Source organism: Vibrio sp. E150_011 (genome assembly GCF_053544015.1).
Window position 1 is genome coordinate 509633 of record NZ_JBHFOL010000001.1, and the last position, 14115, is coordinate 523747.

The 14115-nt window shown below is 43.5% G+C and carries 7 protein-coding genes; 2 read left to right on the forward strand and 5 right to left on the reverse strand.

Features of this window, described 5'->3' with window-relative positions; translation table 11 throughout:
* Nucleotides 1–40 precede the first annotated feature (40 nt).
* From ACE1OE_RS02140 to aldA (ACE1OE_RS02155), 4 genes are all read right to left on the reverse strand, one after another.
* Nucleotides 41–1210 (reverse strand): hypothetical protein, encoded by a 1170-nt coding sequence (locus tag ACE1OE_RS02140; protein ID WP_449209943.1) that lies wholly within the window; start codon nucleotides 1208–1210, stop codon nucleotides 41–43.
* Nucleotides 1211–1268: 58 nt separating this feature from the next.
* Nucleotides 1269–4133 (reverse strand): beta-galactosidase, encoded by a 2865-nt coding sequence (locus tag ACE1OE_RS02145; protein ID WP_449209944.1) that lies wholly within the window; start codon nucleotides 4131–4133, stop codon nucleotides 1269–1271.
* 60 nt (nucleotides 4134–4193) lie between these two features.
* On the reverse strand, nucleotides 4194–5645 hold the full coding sequence (locus ACE1OE_RS02150) for a carbohydrate porin (protein ID WP_449209945.1): 1452 nt from the start codon (nucleotides 5643–5645) through the stop codon (nucleotides 4194–4196).
* A gap of 525 nt (nucleotides 5646–6170) precedes the next feature.
* Complete coding sequence (gene aldA / locus ACE1OE_RS02155) at nucleotides 6171–7613, reverse strand: aldehyde dehydrogenase (protein WP_449209946.1); 1443 nt, start codon at nucleotides 7611–7613, stop codon at nucleotides 6171–6173.
* Nucleotides 7614–7894: 281 nt separating this feature from the next.
* Here aldA (ACE1OE_RS02155) and ACE1OE_RS02160 point away from each other — a divergent pair, with 281 nt between their 5' ends.
* Complete coding sequence (locus tag ACE1OE_RS02160; RefSeq protein WP_449209947.1) at nucleotides 7895–11164, forward strand: FG-GAP-like repeat-containing protein; 3270 nt, start codon at nucleotides 7895–7897, stop codon at nucleotides 11162–11164.
* A gap of 184 nt (nucleotides 11165–11348) precedes the next feature.
* Here the strand turns inward: ACE1OE_RS02160 and ACE1OE_RS02165 are convergent, their stop codons facing one another.
* Nucleotides 11349–12122 (reverse strand): FCD domain-containing protein, encoded by a 774-nt coding sequence (locus ACE1OE_RS02165; protein WP_449209948.1) that lies wholly within the window; start codon nucleotides 12120–12122, stop codon nucleotides 11349–11351.
* A 302-nt stretch (nucleotides 12123–12424) separates the two neighbouring features.
* On the opposite strand from ACE1OE_RS02165, the gene aldA (ACE1OE_RS02170) reads away from it, so the two are divergent.
* Nucleotides 12425–13873, forward strand: coding sequence for an aldehyde dehydrogenase (aldA, locus tag ACE1OE_RS02170; RefSeq protein WP_449209949.1), 1449 nt, complete (start codon nucleotides 12425–12427; stop codon nucleotides 13871–13873).
* Nucleotides 13874–14115: the final 242 nt, after the last annotated feature.

Here is a 14115-nt window from a genome sequence, read left to right on the forward strand (position 1 = left end):
GTGCGAAGGGGAGACAGTCGAATGACTGTCTCCGTATTACTTATTTTCTGCGGCGCAATAATGCTAGAGCAGACACAATCAGTAAACCAAAGCTACCAAAGCTTCCTCCTTCACCGATAATCTCTGGGTAATCAGGATCAGGATTGCCTGGATTCGGTGGTATTGTCCCGTCTTCAAGTTCAGCGACACGAATATTATCAAAGTAAATTGACACCTCACTTGCCGGAGCATCAGTCAACATTAATTGGATACCACCAACAGCGGCCTTAGTAAAATCAGGCCCTGCCGAATCGCTATTCAAATCAATATCGATGGTTTGAATATCTGTGCCAGTAGCGAGCGTACCATAGCCATAAAGGTTATAGCTTTCTGTCCAGTCGGTGTCTTTTGAAATCAATTTAACGGTAACATTAAGCGCTTGATCAGACGTATTAATCGCATCGACTTTAAAAGTATCTTGGTCACTCCAACTCCAATCCCCCCAAAGCGTTGTGCCTTGTAACGCATCATCAAAAACTATGTGCCAAGACTGGCCATCTCCATCCGTTGAATAATCACCAGAAACTAGGTTACTCGGAGACGGCGCACCACTATCTACGATGTCGCCAATCGTGTATTCGGCAAAAGATTCAACGACGACTTCTTCAGGTGCCGGTTCAACAGGCTCGTCTTTACCGTCATCAACTCGAATATTGTCAAAATAAACATCAACAGTACTTCCTGGGTCCGTACCTAACATAACTTGGATGCCACCAACGCCAGTTTTAGAGAAATTCTCCCCTGCAGTCGCTGAATTAAGATCGATCTCGACAGTTTGCGCTTGATCACTCGACGCTAACGTTGCCCCCCCATATAAGTTATAGCTATCAGTCCAATCCGTATTCATCGCAATCAGCTTGATCGTGACCTGTTGCTCTGAACCTGTATCGTTTAGGACGTCGATTTTAAACGTTTCTTCGTTACTCCAATCCCATTCACCCCAAATGGTGTTACCTTGATACGATGAAGTGAAACTAATTTGCCATGAACGGTCATCGCCATCGCTTGAATAGCTATCAGACACAATATTAGTAACGACTGAATCACTGTCGACGGTAGCACCGACTACCATGTTTTCACCTGAAAATGATTCCACGATTGTTTCAGCAGCAAACGCACTGCTCGATAGCCCAATTAGAGAAGCTAGCAGACTAACCTTAAATATGTTCATTGTTATCATCCTTTATAAAAAGGGTCGATGACTTATCCACCACCGACCTAATTGCACGTTACTTCCCGAATCTCTTGTTATAAAGATCCGCATTGAACTGCTTCGCTGCGTCGATAAGCTCAACATAGGGCTCATCGGCAATCGTCACAAAACCAACGTTGTAATTTTCGCCATCCCAAGCCCGACCGCTTGCTGGGGAGTCTAAGTACTGGAACCAATGTGCACCAACAAAATACGGGTCATTTACTATGCTATCCATGTACTTAGTGTACATTTCAGCCCGCTCTTTTTGATTAGAAACCGACACGATGCCACCGTGGAACAAACCAGTATCAGTTGCACCAAAGTGGAACTCACCAATCACACTTGGTTTGTCTAACTCTGGAAGCAATTTTTTCCAGTGTGCTTTTTTGCCGTCATTTAAATCATTGGCGTACAAGTTATAACTCATCACATCCACGTACTTTGCAGCACCACGAGCTATCTCTGGCGTCACGCCCCAATCAGCAAAGCGAGCGCCGAGGTAGAGGTGATTAGGTAATACACGCTTGACTTCACTACGAACGACCGAAAAGTATTGCTCAGATAACATTTGCAGCATGTCTGAATAATCAGCTTTCATTCCTGCAGTCAACGCTGAACGATGGTCAAAAGACTGGTCAAAGGCATCCCAAGAGGCAACATTACTACCCCATGCTGAATTGAGCTTTGCGATGGTTTTGTACTTTGCTTTTAAATGATCTGCGAATGCTTTTTTCGCTGGACTTTCTTTTGTATCGTAAGCCAACGCATTAACAATCAAACCGTAATGGTTTGCTTCGTTCATGACATTACCCCAGCTAATTTCGTTATCAACAAAGACACCGACTAGCCATTGATCATCATTTTTTACTCGAGAGGCGACCTCATTAGCCATGTCTCGGGCACTATTTTTAAACTCAGGGTCAAATGGGTCATGAATCGGTCCCCAGTAATCGTTACCTGTACTGATTCGTTTATGGTCGCCAAAGATCCAACCGTGCGCTTCATACGCCACTCGCTCTGACCCAAAGTACATTGGGTCAATCCAGTTGCCCAATGTGGTGAAGCCCCAATCGACCATGCGATCAAGCGTTACATCTTTCCAGATCTTCATCGCTTGTTCCTGGTCGGTATCATACTTACGCATCAAGTTCGCACGATAGAAGCTGAACACTTCCCCTTTTTTTAGAGCGCCAGAGTGTACATATCCCGCATAATCATAGTTAACAGCAAGTGGATCGTTATCCTCTGGTAACCATTCAAACATCGAGTTTCTTAGCTCAGAAGTCACTTCACGACCTTCTTTCGTTTTGATGTCTGCGTAGTCGACACCAGTAATGGTCACCGTGTCATCCATTCGAACGTTATCAAGTCCGGTCATGAAGAACATACAGCCCTCCGGATCAACCATCGTCCATTTCCCATCCACTTTTTCAGTACGGAAAAATCCTGTTGCTTCCAAGCGAGGACCATCTTTCCAGCCACCAAATTTACAGCGATCAGCCATTGGTTCAACGTTACCCAGTTGGGCTAGAGCTTCTTGACCAGCCTTTTTTAGTTCTTCATCTGAGTGGATTTTTTCTTCCCAATCATCGCCGGTAAACTGACCGTACTGGTCAACAATATTTGTATAGCGCGACGTATCCGCATCTAGATTTGGCACCAATCGAATTGAATCGACAACGATTTTCGCATCCTTTGTGGGGTTTTGAAGGTACAGCTGAACATTATCGATATTAGATACGTCTAGACCTGTTTCTCCCCACCCGTAACTGATGGCTTGTGCATCATAAGATAGCTTTGGTGGTTCACTTCGCATACCAGAAACCATACTGCCTTCTAGTTCTCGAAGCGTCATATAATACGTCGATTTCTTACCCGGTAGGACCGTCATATAGCTTGACATACTGTCAGTTACACCATCTGCTGTACCACCCCAGTTTGCGTTTTCCGCCTGGTCGACACGCACAAACATTTGAACCGGCTCATCTGTTGGGTTTTCAATATCAAATGCTAGATTGAAATCACCTTTATCAGACCAATCCCAAGGCGTTGCTGGCATAAATGTAACATTTGGATAGGCGTTGCTGGCGGAGAATTTGACCTCGAGCCCCTTACCGTCTGCCGTATCAATAATACGAGTCTGAGTCGCACTACTGCGCTCTGCGCTGACAAATGTCTCTTCACCGTCTTCAAAACTAGTAATCGCCGCGACCGTTGGTACAGGACCTGCTTCCACCACTTTTTCTTCAGCTGCAACAAAATCACCGGTTGCATTCACTAGCTCAAGATTATCCAAAATAATACTCTGAGCATCAGCTGGACCTTGCACAAAAACTTGAAGTTCAGCGAGCTTTCTTAGATTGAGGTTATCACCATTCCAATATCCCTCTAGCTTACGGACGCCACCGTTAAACAGCATTTCAATCGTTCGAGTTTCACCCGGGGCGATATTAACCGCATAATTCAGCTGATTCGTTTCAGCCCCCATTTGACCGACATTATCAACCAGCTTAAAAATCACATTAGCTGGAGTATCTAGCGGATTCGTAACATCTACTTTTAAACTGCCTTTTGAATTCCAGTTCCACTCACCAGATGAAGGGAAAAACTTAACATTGGGCCAGTATTTATACTTGTTCGCATCCGATACCGCATCAAAGTCAATGTGTAACGCCTTGCTGCCAGCCGTCACGCCGGCTTCGTTGGAAACGTTCGTTTTTGCATGTTCTGCTTTAACAGAATTGAAGAAACTATCCGACTCAAAATCAGGGAAGGCAGCTACGACTGCTGCACTATTGTCACCGTTGCTGACATCAGACGTTGGCGTTGACTTACAACCGTATCCAGCAATTAAAACCGTTGATAGCAACACCGCTATTTTCGTTTTATTTGTATTCATCGTTAAAATCCTAAAAAGAAAGAGGTGATGGCAACCTAAAACGGTTGCCACTCAGGAGAATTACCACCAGGTTTCAAACATCAGACCAAAAGTTGTCGCATTCTTCTTACCTAATTCGGTAATGTACGGGTTGTAACCAGCTTGCCAGTCGCTGTAACCATTGTCATAGCTTTGAAATGCCAAAGTATTTGTATCAAGCTGACCGTAAGTTACAAATAAACGAATTGTTGGACGGTCCCAGTAACCGCTGCCTAAATGAATATCCTGGGCGAGCGTCACTTTTGCAGAAGAGTTGCTACCATCCGTACCGCTAAGGCTGCCCAATGAATTCACTTCAAAGTCCATTTGGTCGTAAGCCATTTCTAGTTTGGTAGAAAACTTGTTATTCCATTTGTAAGTACCTCGAACCACGGCTTGATTCCACGTAGTTTTGTCGTAAGGTAGATCCCAGTTAATCGCAAGATCTTGGACATCATCCCCATAAGACGCCGTCTCATGAGAAACCAAGTACTCTAAACGAATCGAATCAGTAATCTCTTGCATACCATCAAAGAAGCCACCCACTTGGTAACTAGGTCGATGTAGCCAAGATTGCGTCATTGAAGTACTTGTTTTGCTACTGTAACGAACAAGAAGTCGATTAAAATCAGCCCACTCTCCTTGTTTAACCGAGAAACCCACTTGGTATGAATCAGGATTATCTTCACGCGCTGAGCGAGAATACTCTCCACCTGAAATATGAGACTTCATATCAGAATCAGAACCAAAGTAGCGGCCGTAGTTCACAAACACATCACTTTTCACGTTGTCAGTAATTGGCATACTGTGCAATTTCGCATGAAATGAAACGTTTCCACCGCTGTAACCTTGGACTGAATCAGACTTACATTGACCTGCCGTGTCTTTTTCACAAAACTCGTGTGTGGTGCCACCGAAGCCATCTTTTACAGCCCCGAGGTCCAACATACCGAAACCGACATCATAGTTGTCGACACCACCTCCGATGCCATCTTGGTTAACATGTTGGTATGTGTTCAGTGACGCTTCGTAACGTCCATAGTAACGTTTACCCATCCAAACCGCGGCATTAGGGTTAGAGTCAAAAATACCTGTACCATGGACCCACCACTCATCAAGATATACATAATTTGATGGCGGCTTTGAAGGGTCATTGTAATCACTTGCACCGGTAAACAAATTGACATGTGTGACCCAATTCATGTCGTTTTGGCTCACCCCATAATCTAGATGAAGCTCAGCTTGACTGCCTTGATTGCCCAGTTTGCCTGTCGGTTTATATGGATTACCCGCAGTTTGGATAATATTGACGCCATTATGTGCACGCTCTGCCTCTTTACTAACAAGTTGATCTTCTGTCACACCTACAACGGCTCGGCCGTAGCCTGAAAATTTAAAACCATCTAAATGAGTGGCATCAGCCGCCACTGCAGGTGCACAAACACTACTTACCGCCGCAGCAACAAGAGAAAGTGAAAGAAATTTCCTTTTCATTTTTATTTACCCGTGAAGTCGTTAATTAATCGGTTTACTTTTAAAGAAACTAATAAAATTTATGGTTAAACAGCCCCCGACTCTGCTTAACCAATACTCAATTCATGTTGATGAGTTTAAATATTGGTAACCCAATTTAACGTGATAGAAGTAGCATTTCGCTTTTAGAGTTTATTTTTGATGTGAAAATTTGATCACAAACGTCTTTTTGTCACTCTAACTTGCACAAAATGCACCACAAGTCACAAAACTATCAATAAAAATAAATGTGCGAAATTGTGTAATTAACTGAAATAAAAAGAATTTAATAATAATTTCATTACAAAACACGAACAATAGCCACATTAGTTCCAGCTACACTCAAAAGGTGTAACAAAACATGTAACTCAATAGACCAAAAAGAAATAGTCTACCGGATGGATGGTAAATGAATGGATAATTGAACAAAGAGACAAACTAGAGACAAAAAAAGCCAGCCATTGATTAAACAACGGTACTGGCTTTACACGGTTGATTTTTAAAATATTAGTTAAAGTTTACATAAAACGTTTTCTTCTCCAAATATTGTTCAAAACCATATTTACCATCCTCACCACCAGTACCGCTTAATTTGTACCCATTGTGGAAGCCTTGGTGTTGCTCACCATGACCACGGTTGATATAAATCTCACCAGATTCTAACTCAGACAACAACTGGTTGACATATTTCATGTTATTTGTACAAATCATCGCGGCAAGACCATAATCACTGTCGTTCGCGTAACCAATAACTTCTTCGAACGTGTCAAATTGAATAACCGGCAAGATTGGACCAAACGCTTCTTCATGCACAATCGTCATCGCTTGCGTCACATCGGTAAGTACTGTTGGCTGGAACCAAAAACCTTTTTCAAAGTCGGTACCTTGAACTCTGTGTCCTCCGAACGCTAGCGTGGCGCCCTCAGCGATTGCTTGCGTAACGAGTTCTTCCATGTGCGCTAATTCGCGCGCATTTACTTTAGGCCCCATATCACTCAACGGGTCCATTGGATCACCAACTTTTATTGCCGCCACTTTTTCCATAAATATACGCATGAACTCATCATAAACCCCACTATGTACGTACATACGCTCATTACAGGTACATACTTGTCCACAGTTATCAAAACGTGAATGCAACGCAGCAGCAGCAGCTTGTTCAAGATCAGCGTCTTCCATTACGATAAAAGGAGCTTTCCCCCCAAGTTCGAGCTGAACATGTGCCATATTATTCGCAGACGCTTTAATAATGGATTGTCCAGCAGGAGTGCTGCCTGTCATCGAGACCATATTGGTTAGTCGATGTCCAACAAGGGCATTGCCTAACGTTCTTCCCCCCCCTGTCACAATGTTGAGTACTCCAGCGGGAATGCCAGCTTGCTCTGCCAGGTAACCCAACTCGAGTGTCGCCAATGGCGTTTCAGACGTTGGCTTAACCACTATCGTATTACCTGCGATAAGTGCAGGCCCAATTTTCCGCCCAGCCAATGCCAGCGGAAAGTTCCAAGCCGTAATCGCAACGACCACACCACGAGGCACCTTGTGGATCATAATTTGTTCATTTTCATTGTCGGATTGGACAATATCCCCGTCCATTTGTCTGGCCCAGTCACAAGCGTACTCGATAAAGGTACTGGTAACTTCAACCTCTCCCAATGCTACACGATGGAGCTTTCCTTGTTCTTTAACTAAAAGCTCAGCTAAGTTTTCTTTGTTCTCTCTAATCAATTGAGCAAACTTGCGCATGGTGTCAGCTCTTTGTTTAGCGGGAATCTTTGCCCATGACTTCTGCGCTTGTTTCGCCACCTCGAGTATACGATCCGCATCGCTCTCATCCGCATTTTGGATTTCAGCTATCACAGCTTCCGTCGACGGATTAATCACTTGCTCAACCTGGTTATTTTTTGCACTAACCCACTCACCACCCACATACATTTGATAACGCTTCATCGCAATCTCACTTTTTAATTAAATACAAAAAATTGGTTGAACAAAAGATAACAGTCTAAATGCCAACTCTAAATAACCTACGTCACATTCCCAAGAAACAATCGATAAAACCACAACATCTTAACGAAATAGATGTTAAAAAACAAAATAGGTTGATCTATTTCAACTATTGGAAAATTTAAATACACATTTGGCAAACCAAAAGATCGTGATCACAGACCAGTTTAAAAAAAAGAATTACTTTACGCAGCGAAACCTCTTTGACAATTAAAGGAAAACAAATGTCATTAACCAAAATAGGCTATAGCTTCTTAGCATTGGCTATAGCAACCGCTGTAGGGTGCAAAAGTAGCTCAAACGACAGTGAAGTCCCGCCCGGGGGCCAAAATCCTTCCGTTTCATTGCCCGCCACAACTGAAGTAGGCAAAGATATTAACGTCGCTCTCGACATCACATCGCCTGACTCACTTCAAGCATTTGATTTAAATGTGACGATAGATTCAGCCTACGCCTCTATCTCCGTGCTTCAAGGCAGCCACATTCTTTTAGATCAGGTTGATATCCCAAGCTCTGGCGAGCACTCTTTACGCTTGATTACTCAACTCAATGATGTAGCGACTCAAAATGATGATGGTACAGTATTTACAATAGCCGTCAGAACAGGGGCTGTGAGAGTCAACTCAATGACAGCTTCTCCACTTGGCGACGTGACTCTGCCTCAATTTACAGACGCATCAGAAGAGGTGGGATTAGAAACAGAAGTCACGTACAAATATGGCGGACCGTCAATTGGGGATATTGCCGGCAACGGATTCTATGATGCTATTCTCAACAACCATAACTACATCGCACCACAAGTGGTGACTAACTTTTCTGGAGCCACTGTCGATGTAGACCCTATTTTCCCATACGCCCAAGACTACCACGGTACTGCGTTGGGGGATTTCACGAACGACGGTAATCTTGACTTAATGCTGGCAATGGGGGGAGCAAACGGCACGAGCCCTTCTTCTTACATTCTATTTAAAAATGAAGGCGGCAAGTTTGTTGAGGTAGAAAATAATGGCGGTATTAACACCCCCGCACGTGGGCGCTCACCGCGCTGGGTCGATCTCAATAACAACGGTCTATTAGATCTCGTTCTGGTTAATGCTACAACCCCAAATTACGATGGCCCTGTTCAACTGTTCTATCGCAATAATGGCGATGGGACTTTCGAACAAGTTCGCATTCCAAGCATCGAGATGACACAGTCTGAACGAGTGCTCGTTCTTGATTTTGACAACGACGGCAAACAAGACCTGTTACTGTTTTCACCGCTATCATTGTGGAAGAATAATGGTGATTTCACATTCACTAACGTTTCCAGCGAGCGATTACCAGAAAGTGCTCAAAACCTGTTTCAAATTCAGGCTGCCGCAGAGGTCGATTTAAATAACGATGGATTATTTGATATCTACTTATCCCGTGGCCTCCCTGAATATCAAATGTCTCGTAAATCTTATGATTTCAACCCGACAACGACAAAGTTCGACGTGCGTGATGACGGGGAAAAAGGAACAACACTGATTGATATTACAACAGATGACGGCGCAACACTGACGCTCAAGGATCTCGACCTGGTTTATCGTCAGTATGATGATGGTTATCCCATTTACCTCGGTGACTCGAAAGAGAAAAAGTGGGTTTTCGCCACAGGCTTCCAGGATAGTCAACTTCACCCAGACATGAAAGACGCTCCTCATCATCTCGATATAAAGCCTGAAGATGCCAACGGTTTCCCGGATGTCCGCGACCAAAATGGTATTTATATCGGGCACACAGGTAACGGAAAATGGAAAGCCGAATGGGTACGAAATCAAGATGTTTATTGGAACGTCTCGTTCTCGCTTGAAAATGTCACCGGCATTGAGACAGAATGGCAGCCGACCAATCGTAACGTTAGCGACGTACTACTTATTAACCAAGGCGATAAATTTGTCGACGCATCGCAAGAGTGGAATGTACCGATTGGCGGTAATCACTGGGGAGTCACTTTCGGAGACTTCAACAATAGTGGCTGGAATGATATTTTCATTCACCGCTACGGTTTCTTAAAAGAGCGCATTTCTGACTTACTGCTGGTCAACAATGGTAAAGGACAGTTTGAAACCACGACCATTCACGGCGCGCATGATGTTAATGATCCTGGTCATGGTGATATGGGACAAGCATTTGATTTTAATCGTAACGGTCAAATCGATTTGCTTAATGGTAGTAATGAAGAAGGCAAATGGTACTTGTACAAAAACACTACCGCCAATGAAGGTAACTACCTTAATGTTGACGTCGGTTACAGTCCATTTGCAAATATTGACCCGTTAGGTGCTCGTATTGTCTTAGAAACTGCATCTGGCACCACACCGTCTCATCGAGTGGGCTCTCGTGGTGAAGCCTTTTCTCAAGGTGTAATGAACCTAACGCATTTTGGCCTAGGCATTAGCGAACAAGTGGATAAAGCCACTATTATTTGGCGAAATGGTGAAACGGTAACCTTTATTGACCCAACCCTAAATGACACACTGGAATCCGATAACGGTATTGCCCCAGTGCCAACAGCCATTTCACTAGAGCGCACGGAGAAAAAATTACGCGTTGATGAAGTGTATTCTTTGGAGCCTGAATTCACACCGTTGAACGCAGAGTCAGCAGTGACGTATTCCAGTAGCAATAGCGTTGTTGCTAGTGTTGACAACAACGGAATCATTACCGCACATGCAAATGGAGATGCAACGATTACGGTAACTTCGTCAACGGCAGAAGGAGTAAGTGAGAGCATTCTTATTTTGGTTGGTGCATTTGATCCTGTTTACGTCACGGATATCACGCTAGAACATGACGGCAGTCAACTGTATGTTGGTCAAAGCATCCAACTGAACACGACACTAGAGTCTAGCGACGCAACAGAAAAGCCTGATGACGAATCTGTAACTTGGACCACGTCTAACTCCGCAGTCGCTACGGTTTCAGAACTAGGCGAAGTATCAGGAACAGGCACAGGTAGCGTGACAGTTACTGCGACAGCAAATGGCAGTGAAACTCCAAACACCATTCAAGATTCTGTGACTATGGATGTTGAAGACTATGTCGCGATTGCCATTAAATTGGACAACGATTGGAAATACAAAACTCGCGCCAACCCAATCAACAAACCAATGGAAGTGACATTTGACTATAACGCTGGCTCTAATAATGTCACACCCGACGGTGTGAAAATTTATCTACGCCGTCTTCAGCAACCAAGCTGGGCTCTTATTACCGACTACGCAGGCAAAGGAACAGGCGTGCAATACGATATCGTGCCAGACACCATTGGAGGGGAAAAAGGCACTGTAACCTACTCACTGGATCTACCGTCTTATCAACTTGATGGGCTAGTCCCAACTAAAGATCTGCCTACTAATGAGTTCTACTACTTATTTTTAGAGTTTAGTAATGATCAAGGAGAGAGGAAGGATTGGGGAACTCAGCCAGTCTGTATTACCTCAGCTGGTGATGAAAACCCTTGCTAAAGAACCGTCAAACTAATAACACTACGCCCCTCATTTGAGGGGCTTTTTTATGTATTCATTTTCTTTATCGAATTGGTGACAGAATATCCCTTAGCACCACTGTAAACTTATAAAAAATCGCCTTTCATAACCATCAAACGAAAAAAAACCCGCTATCAGCGGGTCTTTGTAACATCGATTAGCCTCAGCTGTTTTCAATGTCCAAATCGAGAGCAAAGAAAAGATCATCAAGCTCTTCATCAACGCCTTCTGATGAAGCAATTTTTAAGAGCTCAACCTTACTGTTCTCAATATGCTGCCAGACTGCTTGCTTCGCTTCTTCTGCCGAACGCTTTTGCAGCGCCATCAGGATACGCTTATGATCGTTGATCCACTGCGTCTGCAGTCGCTCTTCATGTAAATATTTATGGTTCAGCTCTCGCCATAATGGGTTTTTAATACGAACTGTATTCCACATTTCGGCGGCTTGGCGAATAAGTACGCGGTTTTGTGTCGACTCTGAAATCAAGTGGTGAAACTGTTCATCAAGCTGTTCAAACTTTTCACTGTTCCCGTTGATTTCACTTTCTTGCTGATTAAGTACTTTTTTTAGCTCTCTCAATTCATTGAATTTTATCTGCGTTGCTGCAAAACCAGCTATGCTACTTTCAATAATCTGCCTTGCTTGTAGGAGCTCGAACGGACCAATATCGCTCTTCGGAATAAAGGCACTATTAGAAGCTTTATCAGGAGAATCAATAAAATAGATACCAGCCCCTTGCCGAACAATCACTAAGCCTTTCAACTCAAGCATGATAATCGCTTCGCGGATAGTCGCTCTACTTGTTTCAAAGCGATCACTTAATTCACGTTCGGAGGGCAAACGCTCACCAGCCTTGAAAACTCCAGAGTGAAGCAATTCTTCAATTTGCAGCCCGATATCATAGTACCGTCTTTTAGTATTACTTGATTCAATCATTATTTTTCCGGGGTTGTCAGGTTGATTCGGTCAACCTATTTTAAGTTAATGTAACCAATTTTACCACTAGTTGCACACGTTTGTATTATGCCACTGTCACGAATCTACTGATAGTGTCATTTACCCCCTGTATTGATATAATATTTGTGATAAGTGCCCAACAAAACATCACTCCTTCATAAACAATCGAAAAATACGTTAACCAAATCACATATACGTTAACCAATAAAATCATTTGGTTTTCCACTATGTAGATTTAAGTTATATTAATCATATATTATTTGAATTCGCCTAGGGTCCTTATGTCTACTTTATACAGCAATCTATACATCGATGGTCAGTGGTTACAGGCCTCTGACTCAGAAACCATTCAGGTCATTAACCCAAGTAACGAAGACATCGTGGGTTACGCACCAAAAGCAACGCGAGAAGATGCGCAGAAAGCGCTGATATCTAGTGAGAGAGCTTCTAAAGCTTGGGCGAAACTTCCTGCTCAAACACGTGCACAATATGTCTCTAAATTGGCAGATAAGTTAGAACAAAACTCAGAATCATTTGCCATTTTGTTAACCACAGAGCAAGGCAAAACGTTGTCTGATGCTCGCGGCGAAGTTGCAGGTTCTGTCGGCTTTCTTCGCTATGCGGCAGAATCAGCTCGACGTATCGAAGGTGAAATATTTACCAGCGAAAATCAAGACGAACAAATTTGGATTCAGCGTGTACCATTTGGGGTGACCGTAGGATTACTCGCGTGGAACTACCCACTCGCTCTCGCCGCAAGAAAGCTTGGTAATGCGCTTGTCACTGGCAATACCATGGTTGTAATGCCCCCAGCAGATACACCCCTTGCAGTATTGGAGTTTTCTAAGCTCATCGCAGAATGTGATTTTCCAAAAGGTGTCGTCAATATTATTTCTGGTGAAGGTGGCATCGTCGGTGACGAGTTGGTTCGCAATCCGATCACCAAACTGGTCACATTAACAGGTAGTTCTGAAGTAGGTTCCATTCTATATCGTTCTGCATCAGAAAACATTACAGCCCTTAATCTGGAACTCGGTGGCAAAGCACCCTTCATTGTCCTCGACGACGTTGATGTTGATCATGTCGTTGAAATTGCCGTTAAGTCCGGATTTGGTAACTGTGGGCAAATTTGTACATCAAACGAGCGAATGTATATCCATGAGGCTATTTACGATGAGTTTATGGCTAAATTCATTGCTAAAACCAAAGAACTCATCGTGGGTAATCCCCTCGAAAGCACAACCGATATAGGTCCCAAAGTCAACTCAAGAGAAATCGAAAACCTCACTCGCATGGTCAAGCGCGCTCAAGAACAAGGTGCTGTAATCGAGTTAGGCGGCGGTAAACCAGAAGGTTCCGAATTCGATAAAGGTTTCTGGTTCGCACCCACTATTATTACGAATGTAACTAATGATATGGATATCATGAAACAAGAGACTTTTGGTCCAATCGTATCTGCTATGCCCGTGAGTAGTTTCGAGCAAGCTTTAGAGTATGCGAATGATATCGACCTCGGTCTTTCAGGTTATGTTTACACGAACGATATGCGTAAAATCATGCAGGCAGTGCATGAACTTGAAGTGGGTGAAATCTATGTTAATCGTCCTAACGGCGAGCTGTTTAATGGATTCCACACAGGTTTCAAACGCTCTGGTATTGGTGGAGAGGATGGTAAGCACGGTCTAGAAGGGTATCTGCAAAAGAAAACCGTGTATGTCAATTATCAATAATTTGATAAATGGTAATTAAGATAAACCGTAGAAAAAGCATCGCTATAGCGATGCTTTTTCTACTTAAGGCCTGATGCAAATACCACCGTCTTGACCCGCAAACAGTCCAAATAGATACGGGCTGCTGCTCAATGACCAGTACACTCATTATTTTCGTTGCGCTATTCGCTTAGGATGATGTTGCTAACCCACTTCTATTCATTCCGACTAAAAGTAAATTGAGATTATGCGTGGGGTCCTGC

Excerpts from the sequence above, each read along its gene's own strand:
- aldA (WP_449209949.1), top strand. The coding sequence starts at position 12,425 with ATGTCTACTTTATACAGCAATCTATACATCGATGGTCAGTGGTTACAG.
- ACE1OE_RS02165 (WP_449209948.1), bottom strand. The coding sequence starts at position 12,122 with ATGATTGAATCAAGTAATACTAAAAGACGGTACTATGATATCGGGCTG.
- ACE1OE_RS02140 (WP_449209943.1), bottom strand. The coding sequence starts at position 1,210 with ATGAACATATTTAAGGTTAGTCTGCTAGCTTCTCTAATTGGGCTATCG.
- aldA (WP_449209946.1), bottom strand. The coding sequence starts at position 7,613 with ATGAAGCGTTATCAAATGTATGTGGGTGGTGAGTGGGTTAGTGCAAAA.
- ACE1OE_RS02145 (WP_449209944.1), bottom strand. The coding sequence starts at position 4,133 with ATGAATACAAATAAAACGAAAATAGCGGTGTTGCTATCAACGGTTTTA.
- ACE1OE_RS02150 (WP_449209945.1), bottom strand. The coding sequence starts at position 5,645 with ATGAAAAGGAAATTTCTTTCACTTTCTCTTGTTGCTGCGGCGGTAAGT.
- ACE1OE_RS02160 (WP_449209947.1), top strand. The coding sequence starts at position 7,895 with ATGTCATTAACCAAAATAGGCTATAGCTTCTTAGCATTGGCTATAGCA.